Source organism: Ensifer sp. 38_S197, assembly GCF_056924495.1.
On sequence record NZ_JBXOVZ010000002.1, the window covers coordinates 1,609,942 to 1,625,512 of the forward strand.

Annotated in this window: 14 protein-coding genes; 6 read left to right on the forward strand and 8 right to left on the reverse strand. The window is 63.0% G+C overall.

The window, feature by feature from the left end:
* Positions 1-75: 75 nt before the first annotated feature.
* Positions 76-1,026 carry a LysR substrate-binding domain-containing protein gene (locus AC1Z3V_RS20885; protein WP_429812305.1) on the reverse strand — a complete coding sequence of 317 codons (951 nt, stop codon included), beginning with the start codon at positions 1,024-1,026 and terminating at the stop codon, positions 76-78.
* Between the two features lie 209 nt (positions 1,027-1,235).
* Between AC1Z3V_RS20885 and AC1Z3V_RS20890 the strand changes: the two genes are divergently transcribed.
* Positions 1,236-1,529 (forward strand): DUF1127 domain-containing protein, encoded by a 294-nt coding sequence (locus AC1Z3V_RS20890; RefSeq protein WP_483501456.1) that lies wholly within the window; start codon positions 1,236-1,238, stop codon positions 1,527-1,529.
* Between the two features lie 340 nt (positions 1,530-1,869).
* On the opposite strand, the gene AC1Z3V_RS20895 is transcribed toward AC1Z3V_RS20890, so the two are convergent.
* The 6 genes from AC1Z3V_RS20895 to AC1Z3V_RS20920 form a co-directional block, all read right to left on the reverse strand.
* Positions 1,870-2,697: a DUF937 domain-containing protein gene (locus tag AC1Z3V_RS20895; protein ID WP_483501457.1), complete on the reverse strand. Its 828-nt coding sequence runs from the start codon at positions 2,695-2,697 to the stop codon at positions 1,870-1,872.
* 113 nt (positions 2,698-2,810) lie between these two features.
* Positions 2,811-4,184 (reverse strand): glutamate--cysteine ligase, encoded by a 1,374-nt coding sequence (locus AC1Z3V_RS20900; RefSeq protein WP_483501458.1) that lies wholly within the window; start codon positions 4,182-4,184, stop codon positions 2,811-2,813.
* Between the two features lie 244 nt (positions 4,185-4,428).
* Positions 4,429-5,166 carry a 16S rRNA (uracil(1498)-N(3))-methyltransferase gene (locus AC1Z3V_RS20905; RefSeq protein WP_483501459.1) on the reverse strand — a complete coding sequence of 246 codons (738 nt, stop codon included), beginning with the start codon at positions 5,164-5,166 and terminating at the stop codon, positions 4,429-4,431.
* 11 nt (positions 5,167-5,177) lie between these two features.
* Positions 5,178-6,683: an inorganic phosphate transporter gene (locus tag AC1Z3V_RS20910; RefSeq protein WP_483501460.1), complete on the reverse strand. Its 1,506-nt coding sequence runs from the start codon at positions 6,681-6,683 to the stop codon at positions 5,178-5,180.
* A 239-nt stretch (positions 6,684-6,922) separates the two neighbouring features.
* A complete protein-coding gene (locus AC1Z3V_RS20915; protein WP_247958043.1) occupies positions 6,923-7,429 on the reverse strand; it encodes an NUDIX hydrolase in 507 nt (168 codons plus the stop codon).
* A gap of 205 nt (positions 7,430-7,634) precedes the next feature.
* Positions 7,635-8,423, reverse strand: coding sequence for a FadR/GntR family transcriptional regulator (locus AC1Z3V_RS20920; protein ID WP_429812290.1), 789 nt, complete (start codon positions 8,421-8,423; stop codon positions 7,635-7,637).
* A 274-nt stretch (positions 8,424-8,697) separates the two neighbouring features.
* Here AC1Z3V_RS20920 and AC1Z3V_RS20925 point away from each other — a divergent pair, with 274 nt between their 5' ends.
* The gene (locus tag AC1Z3V_RS20925) at positions 8,698-9,972 is read left to right on the forward strand and encodes a DUF3422 family protein (protein ID WP_483501461.1); all 1,275 of its coding nucleotides are present in this window, start codon (positions 8,698-8,700) and stop codon (positions 9,970-9,972) included.
* A gap of 118 nt (positions 9,973-10,090) precedes the next feature.
* On the opposite strand, the gene AC1Z3V_RS20930 is transcribed toward AC1Z3V_RS20925, so the two are convergent.
* A complete protein-coding gene (locus AC1Z3V_RS20930; protein WP_472951513.1) occupies positions 10,091-10,987 on the reverse strand; it encodes a LysR family transcriptional regulator in 897 nt (298 codons plus the stop codon).
* 105 nt (positions 10,988-11,092) lie between these two features.
* On the opposite strand from AC1Z3V_RS20930, the gene AC1Z3V_RS20935 reads away from it, so the two are divergent.
* The 4 genes from AC1Z3V_RS20935 to glcF all read left to right on the forward strand — a co-directional run bounded on the left by AC1Z3V_RS20935 (position 11,093) and on the right by glcF (position 15,565).
* A complete protein-coding gene (locus AC1Z3V_RS20935) occupies positions 11,093-12,532 on the forward strand; it encodes an FAD-linked oxidase C-terminal domain-containing protein (RefSeq protein WP_483501462.1) in 1,440 nt (479 codons plus the stop codon).
* Complete coding sequence (glcE, locus tag AC1Z3V_RS20940) at positions 12,529-13,740, forward strand: glycolate oxidase subunit GlcE (RefSeq protein ID WP_483501463.1); 1,212 nt, start codon at positions 12,529-12,531, stop codon at positions 13,738-13,740. The genes AC1Z3V_RS20935 and glcE overlap by 4 nt, the downstream gene beginning before the upstream one ends.
* Before the next feature lie 30 nt (positions 13,741-13,770).
* Positions 13,771-14,151, forward strand: a complete 381-nt coding sequence (locus AC1Z3V_RS20945; RefSeq protein ID WP_483501465.1) for a DUF4870 family protein — start codon at positions 13,771-13,773, stop codon at positions 14,149-14,151.
* Positions 14,152-14,269: 118 nt separating this feature from the next.
* On the forward strand, positions 14,270-15,565 hold the full coding sequence (gene glcF / locus AC1Z3V_RS20950) for a glycolate oxidase subunit GlcF (protein ID WP_483501466.1): 1,296 nt from the start codon (positions 14,270-14,272) through the stop codon (positions 15,563-15,565).
* Positions 15,566-15,571: the final 6 nt, after the last annotated feature.

Sequence of the window (15,571 nt, forward strand, 5' to 3'; positions counted from 1 at the left end):
GAGCGCGCTGCCGCGTGGACAGCCGCATAAAAACCACGCGCTCCTTCGAGTGCATGGCCTTCTGTCGTTTGGGTCTTACCAGCCCGGCAACATATGGCTCTGCCTGAGCCGTGGATAGCGTGGGAAGCCCTTGATATCGCCATCGATATCGTCGTTGGTGCTGATCGGCGTGATGTTGTCGAGGCAGGCGGTGATGTGGTTGCTGATCGCATTCGAGAGCGAGGGCGAGAGGCCCGGACGCTTCATGATGCCGATCTGCACTGGCGCCAGCGCCGGGAAGCCGTCTGCGAGCGTCAGCACCTTCATGCCCGGACGGAGCGCCGATTCCGGCAGGACCGACACGGCCATGCCGGCCAGCACCGCCGCAGCGACCACTGTCGAAGACCAGCTCGTGAACAGGATCTGATACTCCCGCCCAGTCGCATCCAGCGCCGCACAGGCGGCCTGCCGCCAGAGGCAGTCACGTCGCCCGACGGCGAGCGGGATCGGTGCGTTCTCCGGCAGCGGATGGTTGATCGAGCTGACCCAGCAGAGCGGTTCCGTGCGAACGACATCGGAAGCGCGCGCGCGCGGATTGTGCGTGACCAGCGCAATGTCGAGGTCGCCCTTGGCCATCTTTTCGGCGAGATCCACGGAGGGTTCGCAGACGATATTGAGCTCCACATTCGGATGCGTCTTGGCGAAGCGCATGATGATCTCGGGCATATAGCGGTCGGCGTAATCGTCGGGCGTGCCGATGCGCAACGTGCCTTCGAGGCGATTGTCGTCGAAGGAGGCGATCGCTTCGTTGTTGAGGCGGATCATGCGGCGTGCGAAATTGAGCAGCCGGTCGCCCTCGACGGTCAGCCGGTTGCCGCGCCCATCCTTCATGAAAAGCGGCTTGCCGATGCGCTCTTCCAGGCGGCGCATCTGCATCGACACGGCGGATTGGGTCTTGAAGACCCGGTCGGCCGCCTTGGTGAAGCTACCCGTGTCGGCAATCGCGACAAAGGTCTGGAGCTGGTCGATATCGAGCGGTGCGGACATGGCCGTGATGCATCCATAAGATTGTTTGATGAATATCATTAAAAACATTCGTTGGACTGATCAATAAGGATTTGCGATCTATCAGGGGCAAATTCATCGATCCCCGGCCGGCAATCGCCGGCAATTCCCAAACTCTTTGGCCCGCCCCTGCGTTTGACCTCCCCGCAGGGGATGGGCCTCTTCGTGCCTGAAAGAAAAGGAGTACCGTCATGCGCACGACTCACGTCCTCGATCTCGACCTCGTTGCAGGAAAGCAGTCCCATGCCTCCCGCGCCGTCGGCGTCGCAGGGATGCTGACGTCCGTATGGCGCCAACTGCGAAACCGATATGCGATCGGCCGTCTGAATGACCTGGATGACCGCCAGCTCCTCGATATGGGGCTGAAGCGAGAAGATGTGCGAGAGGCGATCACCTCGCCCTTCTTCGACAATCCGGCGAGCTATCTGACCCGCGCCTCGCGAAACCGGGCGAGCCTCTTCTACAAGGGGACCCGCCACGACTGACCGTTGACGAGTTGAAGCGGGGTGAAGGCGGGAAGCCGCATCCTTGGCCTGCTTCACGGCGCATCCCGCCGCTTAGGGTGTGCCAGTCGAGCATGATCCGCGAAAGCCTGCCGCCGCCGCGGATCATGCTGCGAATTTCCAAGTTCGGTGCTGCTGATCGCCAGAGGTCGCGCGCCCCAACGTTCCCCGCAGGGTAGAGCCAATAGACCCTGCCGCTTGGCCCGGTACATGACCAAGACATGTACCGGGCCTTTTTCTTTTGAGATTTTCTCAGGGTGCGCGTCCCCTCAGACGCAGCAGGCGGCGCCGGCCAACGGGGCTTGGATAGGGAAGGGGCGTTTCAGCTCTTTGTGCCGGGCCCGGCCTTGTAGGCGTCGAACAGAGCCTCGACGTTCTTCTGGTATTCCTTCTGCAGTTCCAGCCCGGTGTCGAACATGCTGTTCATTACCTGGGAGAACTGGGCAAGCGCCGGATTGTCCGGTGCCGGCTTCTGCGCGCCGGTGGCACCCGCCTGCATCATATCCTGAAACGCCTTGACGAAGGGGTTGTCGGCAAAGACGTCCGGCGTCTTGGGCTTTTCTTCCTTCTTGGCCATGCCGAAGAAGCCCTGCATCGCCTGCGTGAAGGGGTTGTCGAAGGGGTTCGGTTGCGGCTCCGGCTTCTTGGCAAAGCCGGCCGCTTCCATCCACTGGCGCATCGCCGCTGCCATCGGGTTGTTGGCGAAGGCGTCGCTTGCGGCAGCGAATTGCCCGGTCGTCTGCTTGAACAGCCCACCCATCAGCGTATCGGCCATGACCGGCAGCATCTGCTTGTAGATCTCCTGGCTGATGCCGGTGACCTGGGCGGCCTGCGCGGCGATCGCGCGCGACATTTCCTTCGAACCGAACAGCTGTCCGAGAACACCGTTGCCGTCGACCATGCCCTGTGGCGTGAAGGCCTGGCTGATGTCTTCGAAGTATTTGGCATAGTTGCCGCTGCCGAGCGCCGTGAGCAGCGCGCCGAAATCGTAAGGGTTGGCCGTGTTGCGCTTGAAGGCGGCCGAAAAGGCCGGCAGCAACGCCGCCGTCGCCTTCGTCATCTGCTCCTGGGCGAGGCCGAATTGTTGAGCCATCAGTTCGATGGCCTTGCCGTTCTGCGCCTGTGCGAACATGTCAAAAAGCGGTGCCATGCCAGTTCCCCTTCGGCATCTCGACGCGCGGCGCTGCAAGCGACGCATATCCTTGCACTATAACGGGAAATCGGGAGCTGGAAACCGCTTTTTGAGGGCGCCCGGCGGTCGCCTCAATATTGGTATTCGGCGAAAACCGGTTCGACCGAGCCGTTCCAGCGACCGTTGTAGAGCGCCAACAGGTCTTCGGCGAGCGTCGCCTTCTTGGCGAGCACTTCGTCAAGCGGCGCCAGGAACTGGCTTTCGTCGATGCCTTCGCCGTTCAGCCGGTTGCGACGCTTCAGGCCGCCGCGTGAAATGGCGATGACCTCGCGGGCAATGTCGTAGAGATTGCCCGCGCGGAACCTGGTCGCGAGCGCCTGCACGGGCACGGCGTCGCGCATCGCGCTTACCTCCTCGAAGGTCCAGTCGCGCGTCAGGGTCTCCGCGGCAGCAAGCGCTTCGCGGTCGTAGAGCAGGCCGACCCAGAAGGCCGGGAGTGCGCAGATCCGCCGCCACGGACCGCCATCGGCGCCGCGCATTTCGAGGAAGCGCTTGAGCCGGACGTCGGGGAACAGCGTCGAGAGATGGTTCGTCCAGTCACCCATGTTCGGCTGCCACTCGGCAATTTCGCCCTTGAGCGCGCCGGCCATGAACTGGCGGAAGGTGACGTGGGTACAGTCGTGGTAGTGGCCGTCGCGCACCACGAAATACATCGGCACGTCGAGCGCCCATTCGACATAGTCGGCAAAGCCGAAATCCGGGCCGAAGGCGGATGGCAGCAGGCCGGCTCGTTGATTGTCGGTGTCGCGCCAGATGTCGCCGCGCCAGGATAAGAGTCCGTTCGGCTTGCCGTCGGTAAACGGTGAGCTTGCGAAGAGCGCGGTCGCCAGCGGCTGCAGCTTCAGCGACACCTGCATCTTGCGGCGCATGTCCTCTTCCGAGGAGAAGTCGAGGTTCACCTGGATCGTGCAGGTGCGATACATCATGTCGAGGCCCTTGGTGCCGACCTTGGGCATATAGCGGCTCATGATGCCATAGCGCGATTTCGGCATGCGCGGCGTTTCGGCGAAGGTCCATTTCGGGCTGCCGCCGATGCCGAGGAAACGGATGCCGAGCGGCTCGGCGATTTCGCGCAGCACGGCGAGATGCTGGTTCGACTCCTTGCAGGTCTGGTGCAGGTTTTCGAGCGGCGCGCCGGATAGCTCGAACTGGCCGCCGGGCTCCAGCGAAATCGCGCCATTGCCCGATTGTTCTGCAAGGCCGATGATGTTGCCTTCGTCGACGATCGGCTCCCAGCCGCTCTTGGCGGCCATGCCGTTCAGGAGCGCCTGGATGCTGGCCTCGCCGAAATAGGGGACGGGGCTGTTGTCCGCCTTAAAGAAGGCGAACTTTTCGTGCTCCGTGCCGATCCGGAACCGTTCCACCGGTTTCGAACCTGCTGCCAGGTAGGCGGTCAGGTCAGCGATAGAGGTTACCGGCGTCTGGTCGGTGGTATCTCGGGCCATGAGCGTCTTCTTTTGTTTGGGCGGCTCTCGCTGGATAGCGGGAATTGATGAAGGCTGCTTGAACCGTAATCAGGTGCGGTGCAAGTCAATTTCTTTCAAGATCTCATCAAAAAAAGTAGGACGATTGCTTGCGCTGGAGCAAGCTCCATGGAACGAGGTATCCTCGATCCACCATGCCTTGTCTTGAGAGATTCCTCTTCTTTTAGGAGAACGCGCGGCACCCGGCCTGCTCCGGAACGACCGGCTATCGCCAGTCGCCGACAGTTGCCTGAATGACTGCCATAGCCGCGACTGCGGCGGTATCGGCCCTGAGGATCCGCGGTCCAAGCGGAATGCTGCTGACAAAGTCGAGGCTGCGGAGCAGCGTCCGCTCATCTTCCGAGAAACCGCCCTCGGGACCGATCAGCAGAGCGAGTTTCTTTTCCTTGACGGCCGAGAGGATCGGCAACGGGTTCTGGCTATCGCTGCCTTCGTCGCAGAAGATGATGCGTCGGTCGCTGGGCCAGGTGGCCAACACGTCCTCCAGCCGGCGCGGCTCCTCGACATCGGGAATGCCGAGCACGCCGCATTGTTCGGCCGCCTCGATGACATTGGCGCGGACCCTCTCGATATTGCCGAGTTTGCCTTGCACATGCTGCGTCATGACGGGCTGCAGCGCGCCTGCGCCCATTTCGACCGCCTTCTGCACAAGATAGTCGAGCCTGCCGACCTTGAGCGGTGCGAAAAGATAGACGAGGTCGCAGGGTTTCGGCTGCGGTCGCGTCTGCTCGACGGCGGTCAGCACCAGCTTCTTCTTGCTGGCGAAGGAGAGTTCCGCACGCCACTCGCCGTCACGTCCATTGAAGACGAGGATCGAAGAGCCCTCTTCATAGCGCAGCACATTCACCAGATAGTTGAACTGCTCTTTCGTCGCCTCATGGGCCGAGCCCGCGTCAAGGGGATGTTCGACGAACAGTCGCTGCATGCGAAAATTGGCGCGCATATGGAGTGCCTTCAAATGAAAATGCCGGAGAGAATGAAATAGACGACGGCCGATAGCGCTGCCGAGGCGGGAACGGTGATGACCCAGGCGCCGACGATCGTCAGGAAGTGGGAGCGGCGTACGAGGCGCCGGCGCCGGACTTCGGCGAAGTTGGTTTCCGCCGTTTCCATGAAGTCGGTCTGGCCCGTCCGTTCCCGGACAAACTGCATGCGACGTTTGGAATTGCGGATGTACCATTCGCGGAAGAAACCGACGCCGAAGACGGCACCGACGGCCGTGTGCGTCGAACTGATCGGCAGCCCGAGCGCCGATGCCAGCAGCACCGTGACGGCAGTGGCGAGCGCGACGCAGAAGGCGCGCATCGGATTGAGCTTGGTGATCTCCTCACCGACGACGCGAATGAGCTTCGGTCCATAGAGCAGCAGACCGATCGAAATGCCGAGCGCGCCGATCGCCAGTTCCCACAGGGGAGCCGGTGATTTCTCCGTCGCAATGACCCCGTCCAGGGCCGAAACGATCGCGGACAAGGGGCCGATCGCGTTGGAAACGTCGTTGGCGCCGTGGGCGAAGGAGAGCAGCGCCGCGGCCAGAATGAGCGGCGCACGGAACAGCTTGCGAAGCGACTGGTTGCGATTGTCCAGCCCCTCGGACTGTCTGTAGATCCACGGCTTGGTCAGAAAATAGATGGCGGTGCCGATGACGGCGCCCAGGCCGAGTCCCGTTGGCAAATTGATCGAGATCACCTGGACCAGGGCGATCTCCGCGAGGTATGCGGTAAACGAGCCCGCGGTGACACCAAGAATGACCGGCATCCACCGCCTCGCGGCGGCAATCTTGTCCTCGCGATAGATGATGAATTCCTTGAGGAAGGCGAGGAAGGCGGCGGCGATCGTGCCTCCGAGCAGCGGCGAGACCGACCAGCTGAGCGTGATGCCGGCGAGCGACCACCATTGCACGCTGGAAAAGCCGGCTGCCGCGATGCCCGCCCCGACGATGCCGCCGATGATCGAGTGCGTGGTCGAAACCGGCGCCCCGGAATAGGTGGCGATGTTGATCCAGGCCGCCGAAGAGGCCAGCGCCGCCATCATGATCCAGACGATCGTCTGTGGACCGAGCACGTCTTCGCCATAAACGATGCCGGCTTCGATCGTTAGCGCCACCTCCCGCCCGGCCAGCATTGCGCCGGCAATTTCGAAGACGGCGGCGATGGCAAGTGCAGTCGCCATCGACATCGCCTTGGCGCCGACGGCAGCGCCGACGTTGTTGGTCACGTCGTTCGCGCCGATGTTCATGGCCATGTAGCCGGCGATGGCAGCCGCGGCCAGAATGAGCGGCGCGGTCGCGGAACTCGTCACGAAGCTCGCGGCAAAGGCCATGCTCAAGAGCAGAAAGAGACCGGCGAGCGCCGGCGCCGCCAGGCTGCGGCGGACATGCTGCGATGCCTCTTCGGCAAGGCTGAGCTTGTCGAGATCTTTGTCGATCGTCTGTTTTGCGAGGCGTATGCGCGGCTGTGCCACTGCCTGGAACTCCATTGTCACCATGGCCACTAAGGCCACTGCAACACGCATTCAAGTGGATTTGATGGACATCGGTGCCCGCGCGTCCGGAACCCGCGTTGAGGGGCATTGGATGCCCTACAGCGCCGCGCGTCTTTTAAGACGCGCAAAGGTCGCTGTAGCACTTTGATTTGCTGCATGTCTTCGTCCTCAAATCGCGTTCGATTTAAGGAGACATGCAGTAGGGGTAACCTGGAAGGTTAGCCGTTCGCCGCTTTCGGCATCGGCGCAGACGCCGCGACCATGCGTTCGCCAAAGGCGAGAATAAGGTCTTTCAGCGACGGCTCGGCCACTCGCGAAGCGGCTTCCTTGTAGTCGACCCATTCGAGCTGCCTGCGGCCTTCCTCCGGGAAGTGCTTGCAAAGGTCGTCGACTTCGAGAGCATGAACCTGCACCTTGACCGAGATCTTCAGGCCGTGGTCCATGCGCTTCTGGTAGAGATAGAAACCGATCGTCGATTTCTGCACATGGCCTTTGACGCCGGCCTCCTCGTAGGCCTCGCGCTCGGCCACCTCGTGGGCGCGTTTGCCCTGCATCGGCCAACCCTTGGGAATGACCCAGCGACCGGTGTCGCGGCTGGTGATCATGAGGATTTCGAGGGCCTTGGTCTTCTTGCGGATCCGATAGCAGAGCGCGGCATATTGCATGCGCGCCGGGCGGCGCAACATCAACTGGACATCGGATGCGAGTCTGTTCAAGAAGTTCAAGGTCGTCTGCGCTCCTCTCGGCGAATCAGTGTTTTTGTTTTCTGTCAAAGCCAGTATGGCAGCGTCCTGTTGCGTGTAAATGTTGCCGCCAGTGGGCAACCGATATGGAGCCAGCTTTCCGCTGAACTGTGGTCCAGATACGACAGGATATGGCGTTTCCGCGGCGGTTTACCAAGCGCCGGCAACTGGGCGTAGGCCTGTTCCGTCAGCTCGCGCGGTCGCGTTGCTGCAGGCGCAGGCGGGCGATACGGTTCCATTCGCCGGTGCGTTCCGCCTCGCGGGTTGCGGCGGCAACGAAGTCGATATGGTTCTGCGACGCGGCCTTCGCCTCTGTCGGATCCCGCGCCATGATCGCGTCGTAGATCGCCTCGTGCTGGGCAAGCAGCCGATCGCGCGCGCCCGGCGCATCGAAAACCGAGTTGCGGTGGAAGAAAATACCTTGCTGGAGCAGCCGATAGCAGGCGCGCAGCGTGTGCATCAGGATGATGTTGTGGGCGCTTTCGCCAATTGCCTGGTGGAGCTCGATATCGGCCTCGAGTTCCGCGTCGAAGTCGCCGGCGGCGTGCGCCGTGCGCATGCGCTCGATGATCCTCGTCAGAATGTCCCGGTCGAAATCCGTGGCCCGGGTGGCGGCCAGTTCCGCCGTCAGCCCTTCGAGCTCGCGCCTGTATTCGAGATAGTCCTGCGTCGCCTTGTGGTGGCGGGCGATGAGGTCGATCAGCGGCTTGGAGAAAATCTGCCCGACGACGTCGGCGACGAAAGTGCCGCCGCCGTGGCGGCTCTCGACGAGCCCGCGTCCTTCGAGCTCCTTGAGGGCCTCGCGCAGGATCGGCCTGGATACGTCGAAGCGTTTGGAAAGCTCCCTTTCGCCCGGCAGACGGTCGCCGTCGCGCAGCACGCCTTCGAGAATCAGCAGCTCGATCTGCTGCACGACTTCGTCGGCCGTGCGGCTGTGGCTGATGCGGGCGAAGAGGTCGATCTGGTCGTCGGTCACGTCTTGGTCTCCCGGATCCCGGTGAAGTTCGGTCTCTTTGGCCAAAATTCATCGTGATTCTCATAGGTTAGAGCGGAAGAGGGCGGAAAGCCGCACCCAGGTTCCTCACCCTGCACTGTGCCGCAATCTAGGCAGCCGGCACCAAGTGGTCAATTTGCTTGTCCACTTTGGACTGAATGACAAAAGTCAAACTGCGGCAATGCGTCCTTTTTCTTTTGCTCGTTCGATTGATAAGAAAGTCGTGATGAACGCGTGAGGGGGACAAGAGCGCTTCATGGCAAAGGGTAGTTTTGCATTTCCGGTGGCGCCGATGCGCGCCTTGGCCTTGGGTGAGGTTCATTCGCGCCCCTATGCGCTGGTGACCACGCCGCGGGTGATCTTCCAACTCGCCTTCCTGACGGAGGGCGGCTCGATCGTCGATCACGCCGTGCTTTCGGAGCTGTCGCGGGCGCGCGGGATTGCCCCGCCGGGGCGGGACGCGAACCATCATGCGATGTCCTGGGGGCAGGGCACGCTGCGCTGGGAACGGCACACGGAATTCTCCACCTATTTCTGGGATGCACCGCCGCCGGAGAAGTTTGGCGGCGAGGTGCCGATCCATCCGTTTGGCGACGGATTCTCGCCGCCTGGCTCGCTGATCTCGGGTATCCGGCTGGAAATCCGGCCGGATACGCCGGAGACCCGCGAGGCGATCGGCCTTTTCGATCCGACGAGCCTCTGTTACAGCGAAACCAAGAACGGCCAGGCGGTGATCGTCACCGACTTCCGCCAGAACGGCGATGGCCTGACGCAGATCCTGGTCATCGACCGCGGCATGACGGAGGCGGGCACCGGCGCGCTCGTCCAGCGCCTGCTCGACATCGAGACCTACCGAACTCTGGCGATGATGGGCCTGCCGCTCGCCCAGTCGCTATCGCCGGAGATCCGCCGGACCGAGGACGGCCTGACCGGGATCACCCAGCGCATGAAGGAAAATGTGCGCGAGGAGGCCGACGACATGCTGGCCGAGATCACCCGGCTTGCCGCCGATCTCGAAGCCGGTGCAGCACTCAGCCTCTATCGCTTCGGCGCCAGCCGCGCCTATTACGGCATCGTGCAGGAGCGTATTCGCACGCTCGCCGAGACCCCGGTGCCGGGCTACGAGACGATCGGCACCTTCCTCGAACGGCGCCTGGCGCCGGCGATGCGCACCTGTCAGTCGGTCGAGGAGCGCCAAGCCAACCTGTCGCGCAAGCTTGCCCGCGCCACGGCTCTTCTCAGAAGCTGGGTCGATGTCGAACTCGAACGGCAGAACAGTGCGCTGCTGAATTCGATGGACCGGCGCGCAAAGCTGCAGCTACGCCTGCAGCAGACAGTCGAGGGCCTGTCGGTCGCCGCCATTTCCTACTACGTGGTCGGGCTGTTCGGTTATCTCGCCAAGGCCGTCAGCCACGAGCTGCCCATCGATCCGGGCCTGCTCACCGGCCTTGCCGTTCCCTTCGCCGTTGCCGGTGTCTGGCTGGTCGTGCGCCGCATCCGCCGCCATCATGAGGACAGCGAGCACAAGTAAGCAATTCCAGCAAAAGTGTGCTCGGTTTTGCGTCCGGAATTGCGAGAAACAAGCAATTCCAGCGAAGGTGCATCGGTCTTGCGTCGGGAATGCGAGAAGCAAATAACCAGCGCAGGAACTATTGCTCCCAATAGGGAATCGGCCCGTACAGCCCGGCCAGGTAGTCGATGAACAGCCGCACCTTGGCTGGCAGGAACTGGCGGCTCGGATAGACGGCCGAAAGCGTCAGGTGCTTCGAGCCTTCCCATTGCGGCAGCACCTGCACCAACTGGCCGCTGCGCAATTCCGGGCCGATATCCCAGGTGGAGCGGAGCGCAATGCCGGCGCCGGCGATGACGGCGGCGCGCACGATTTCCGATGAGTTGGTCACGAGCGGCCCCTCCGGGTGCCAGACCAACGCCCCTTCCGGCCCTTCGAGCTTCCAATTGTCGTTGTTGTGCGCCGGCAGGCAGAGGTGGTTGGCCAGATCGCCGATCTCCTTCGGCGCGCCGTTGCGGGCGATATATTCCGGGGAGGCGCAGAGCAGTCGCCGCACCGGCGCGAGCTTCCTTGCCACCAGGGATGAATCCACCAGCTCGCCGATCCTGACCGCCATGTCGAAGCCTTCGGCGACGATATCCGTGAATTCGTCCGTCAGCACGATGTGCAGCTTCAGGTCCGGATGGTCCTTCATGAATTTCGTCAGATGCGGCGCGATGTGCATCCGGCCGAAGGAAGTCGGCGCCGAAATCCGGAGCACGCCGAGCGCATGCGACGAGCGCCCGGAAGCATAGGCCTCGGCCTCCTCGATGCCGGTCAGAATGCCGAGCACCCGGTCGTAGAATCCCTGGCCTGCTTCCGTCAGCGAGATCTGGCGCGTCGTGCGTTGCAAAAGCCGTGTGCCGAGCCGATCCTCGAGCCTCTTGATGCGCTTCGAGATGACGGCTGGCGAAAACCCCAGCACCCTCCCGGCAGCCGACATGCTGCCTGTGGAAACGACCCGTGCAAAAATCTCAAGATCGCCTAAATTCGTCATCAATCGTTGCCATTGTTTCCAAAACGGAAAAGCTCATAGCATTTGCGAGGGCTCTCTCCTAGTGGTAAAGAAAATGAACCAATTGAGATGCGGCCGGAGGCGCTGATGGCGGAGACAATCGGTTTTCTGCAACCGAAACAGGCTGTTATCACTCGGCGCCGCGAGATCGTCGCCGACCTCGCGGACCTCTTGCCCGAGGGCTGTCTGATCAGTGACGAGCGCGGGCTGAAGCCCTTCGAGACCGACGCCTTCATCGCCTATCGTCGCATGCCGCTCGCCGTCGCGCTGCCGGAGACGACCGAGCAGGTCGCTGCCCTTCTCAAATATTGCAGCCGCTACGGCATTCCGGTCGTGCCGCGCGGCGCCGGCACCTCGCTTTCGGGCGGCGCCATTCCGCAGGAGGATGCGGTCGTCATCGGTCTTTCCAAGATGTCGCGCATTCTCGATATCGACCTCTTCAATCGCACCGCCACCATCCAGGCGGGGGTCACCAATCTCAATATCTCCGAAGCTGTCTCCGTCGACGGTTTCTTCTATGCGCCCGACCCGAGTTCGCAGCTTGCCTGCACGATCGGCGGCAATATCGGCATGAATTCCGGCGGCGCCCACTGCCTGAAATACGGTGTCACCACCAACAATCTGCTCGGCGTGAAGATGGTACTGTTCGATGGCACCGTCATCCAGCTCGGCGGCAAGGCGCTGGATGCGGCGGGCTATGACCTGCTCGGCCTCGTCTGCGGCTCGGAGGGCCAGCTCGGCATCGTCACCGAGGCGACGGTGCGGCTGATCGCCAAGCCGGAAGGTGCCCGTCCCGTGCTCTTCGGTTTCGCTTCGTCGGAAGCGGCCGGCGCCTGCGTCGCCGATGTCATCGGCTCCGGCATCATCCCGGTCGCGATCGAATTCATGGATAAGCCGGCGATCGAGATCTGCGAAGCCTTCGCCCATGCCGGCTACCCGCTCGACGTCGAAGCGCTGCTGATCATCGAGGTCGAAGGTTCCGAGCCGGAAATGGATGCGATGCTCGCCAGCATCGTCGCGGTCGCACGCCGTCACGGCGTCGCGACGATCAAGGAGTGCCAGTCGGCAATGGAAGCGGCAGCGATCTGGAAGGGGCGGAAATCCGCCTTCGGCGCCACCGGTCGCATCGCCGACTATATCTGCATGGACGGCACCGTGCCGCTCAGCCAGCTCTCGCATGTGCTCGCCCGCACCGGCGAGATCGTCGCGCATTACGGCCTGCGCGTCGCCAATGTCTTCCATGCCGGCGACGGCAACATGCATCCGCTGATCCTCTACAACATCAACGATCCGGAGGATGCGGCACGTGCCGAAGCCGCCGGCAACGACATCCTCAAGCTCTGCGTTGACGCCGGTGGCTGCCTGACGGGCGAGCATGGCGTCGGCATCGAAAAACGGGACCTCATGCTGCACCAGTACAACCAGGCCGACCTCGACCAGCAGATGGCGGCGCGGGCTGCCTTCGATCCGCAATGGATCCTGAACCCGTCCAAGGTCTTCCCGCTCGAAGGGCGTCCCGCCGCATGATCGTGCATTTCGAACCGGCAAGCGAAGAGGGGATTGCGACCGTCGTTCGTGCGATGGCGGCCGACAAGGCTTCGCTCGCGGTCATCGGCGGCAACACGCGCTCTGGTCTCGGCAATCCCGTGCGTGCCGACCGGGTGCTGTCGACGCGCCGTCTTTCCGGCATCGTCAGCTACAACCCGGCCGAGATGACGATCACCGCGCTTGCGGGAACGCCGATGCGCGACATCGAAGAGGCGCTGGCGGAAAACCGGCAGATGCTTGCCTTCGAACCGGTGGACCATCGGCCGATCTTTGCTTCGTCGGGAGAGCCGACGATCGGCGGGGTCTTTGCCGCCAATGTGTCGGGTCCCAGGCGCTATGTCGCCGGTGCCGCCCGCGACAGCCTGCTCGGCGTTCGCTTCGTCAACGGTCGCGGCGAGGCGATCAAGGCCGGCGGCCGGGTGATGAAGAACGTCACCGGTCTGGATCTGGTCAAGCTGCAAGCGGGCTCGCATGGCACGCTCGGCATCCTGACCGAAGTTACCTTCCGCGTCCTGCCGCTGCCGCCGGCATCCGAGACCGTCGTGGTCTCCGGTCTCAACGATGCCGAAGCCGCTGCGGTCATGGCCGAGGCGATGGCACAAACGGTCGAGGTTTCCGGTGCCGCGCATCTGCCGGAGAGCGTGCGCGGGCGGTTCCTCGAAGGTGGCCTTCCGGACGGGGCCGCGACGATGCTCAGGCTCGAAGGACTGGAGGCATCGGTCGCGCTCCGGGCCGACAAGCTGACGAGCGCCGTCGGGCGCTTCGGCGCGGTGACGCGGCTCGACGGGCCGCAGACATCGAAGCTCTGGGCGGAGATCCGCGACGTCAAACCCTATGCCGACGGCACGAAGAAGCCGCTCTGGCGCGTCTCCGTCGCCCCATCGCTCGGCCATCAGCTTGTGGCGGCGCTCAGGCTGCAGACCGGCGTCGATGCCTTCTATGACTGGCAGGGCGGTCTCGTCTGGCTGCGCATGGAGGCCGACCCCGAAGTGGAACTGGTGCGTCGTTACATCAAGGTTCTTGGTGGCGGCCATGCAACGCTCGTCAGGGCCGAGGATGGCTACCGTGCCGCCATCCCGGCGTTTGAACCACAACCCTTGGCCGTGGCACAATTGAGCGAGCGCGTCCGCGCGAGCTTCGACCCGCACCGGATTTTCAATCCCGGCCGCATGGCTGCGGTGTCCTGAGACAGCGACGATGGAACATGGGAGGAAATGATGAGCGACAATGGTCCGCAGACACCGTTTTCCCGGGAAACCGATCGCTGGCTGGAGCCGGGCAAGATCAACGTCCAGGTGATTTACGTCCTTTATCTCGTGGGCTTTGCGGTCGGGATCACCCCGATCATCGGCGTGGTGATGGCTTATCTCAATCGCGGCAGGGGCACGCCCTGGGTCCAGACGCATTATGAATGGGCGATCCGGACCTTCTGGATCGCTCTCTTGTTCGGGTTGATCTCGCTGCTGCTGACGGTGCTGCTGGTCGGCATCCTCGGCTTCATCGCCACCGCCGTCTGGATCGTCGTGCGCTGCGTCGTCGGCCTGCAACGGGCGGCGCGCCAGGAGCCGATCACCAACCCCGAAAGCTGGATGGTGTAAGCCATGGCGCAACCCCTGAGACCGGATCCGGTCTCAGGATGCTGAAATCAGAATACTGTGGTGACCGAAGCACGCATCACGTGTGCGGTCTCGCAGAACCGCAGAGTGGAGTTCGCGTTTGCAGACCAATTTTACACCCGCGCAGCTTGCCGACCCGCATGTGGCCGAATCCGAAGCCATCCTGCGCAAATGCGTGCATTGCGGCTTCTGCACCGCCACCTGTCCGACCTATGTGACGCTGGGCGACGAACTCGATAGCCCGCGCGGGCGCATATACCTCATCAAGGACATGCTGGAGAACGGGCGGGCGGCCGACAAGGAAACGGTCACCCACATCGACCGCTGTCTCTCCTGTCTCGCCTGCACGACCACCTGTCCCTCCGGCGTCGACTACATGCATCTCGTCGACCACGCGCGCGTCCACATCGAGAACACCTATCGCCGCCCGTTCAGGGATAGGGTGGCGCGTTCCGTGCTCGCGGCGGTTCTGCCTTATCCCCAGCGCTTCCGCCTGTCGCTGAAGGCGGCCGGCCTTGCCCGGCCCTTCGCGGCTTTCATGAAGCGTATGCCCTTGCTGAAGACCTTTGGCGTCATGTTGGATCTGGCGCCGGGGGCCGTGCCTGAGCCTTCCGCTTCGGCCGTGCCAGGCACCCATGCGCCGAAGGGCAAGCGTATCGGTCGGGTCGCGCTGTTGTCCGGCTGCGCCCAGCCGGTGCTGAAGCCGGAGATCAACGAGGCGACGATAAGGCTGCTGACGCGCTTTGGCGTCGAAGTGGTTGTTTCGGCCGGCGAAGGCTGTTGCGGCGCCCTGGTGCACCACATGGGCCGCGAGAACCAGGCGCTCGCGGCGGCGCGCCGCAACGTCGACGCCTGGCTGAAGGTCGCCGACGAGGGCGGGCTCGATGCCATCGTCATCACCGCCTCGGGCTGCGGAACGACGATCAAGGACTACGGCCACATGCTGCGGCTCGATCCTGATTATGCGGAAAAGGCGGCCCGGGTCTCGGCGCTGGCCAAGGACATCACCGAGTATCTGTCTACCCTGGACCTGCCGGAACAGGATGCGAGGGGCATGACGCTTGCCTATCATTCCGCCTGCTCGATGCAGCACGGCCAGAAGATCACTTTTGCGCCGAAGCAGCTTTTGAAGCGCGCCGGCTTCGTTGTCCGCGATCCGGCCGAAGGGCATCTCTGCTGCGGTTCGGCTGGCACCTATAACATCCTGCAGCCGGAAATCTCGGCGAAGCTGAAGGCGCGCAAGGTCAAGAACATCGAGGCGACGAAGCCGGATGCGATTGCCACCGGCAATATCGGCTGCATCACCCAGATCGCCAGCGGGACCGCGATCCCCATCCTGCACACGGTCGAATTGCTCGACTGGGCCTATGGCGGGGTAAAGCCACAAGGGCTCTGAGGAAAA

Excerpts from the sequence above, each read along its gene's own strand:
- AC1Z3V_RS20885 (WP_429812305.1), bottom strand. The coding sequence starts at position 1,026 with ATGTCCGCACCGCTCGATATCGACCAGCTCCAGACCTTTGTCGCGATT.
- AC1Z3V_RS20890 (WP_483501456.1), top strand. The coding sequence starts at position 1,236 with ATGCGCACGACTCACGTCCTCGATCTCGACCTCGTTGCAGGAAAGCAG.
- AC1Z3V_RS20895 (WP_483501457.1), bottom strand. The coding sequence starts at position 2,697 with ATGGCACCGCTTTTTGACATGTTCGCACAGGCGCAGAACGGCAAGGCC.
- AC1Z3V_RS20900 (WP_483501458.1), bottom strand. The coding sequence starts at position 4,184 with ATGGCCCGAGATACCACCGACCAGACGCCGGTAACCTCTATCGCTGAC.
- AC1Z3V_RS20905 (WP_483501459.1), bottom strand. The coding sequence starts at position 5,166 with ATGCGCGCCAATTTTCGCATGCAGCGACTGTTCGTCGAACATCCCCTT.
- AC1Z3V_RS20925 (WP_483501461.1), top strand. The coding sequence starts at position 8,698 with ATGGCAAAGGGTAGTTTTGCATTTCCGGTGGCGCCGATGCGCGCCTTG.
- AC1Z3V_RS20930 (WP_472951513.1), bottom strand. The coding sequence starts at position 10,987 with ATGACGAATTTAGGCGATCTTGAGATTTTTGCACGGGTCGTTTCCACA.
- AC1Z3V_RS20935 (WP_483501462.1), top strand. The coding sequence starts at position 11,093 with ATGGCGGAGACAATCGGTTTTCTGCAACCGAAACAGGCTGTTATCACT.
- glcE (WP_483501463.1), top strand. The coding sequence starts at position 12,529 with ATGATCGTGCATTTCGAACCGGCAAGCGAAGAGGGGATTGCGACCGTC.
- AC1Z3V_RS20945 (WP_483501465.1), top strand. The coding sequence starts at position 13,771 with ATGAGCGACAATGGTCCGCAGACACCGTTTTCCCGGGAAACCGATCGC.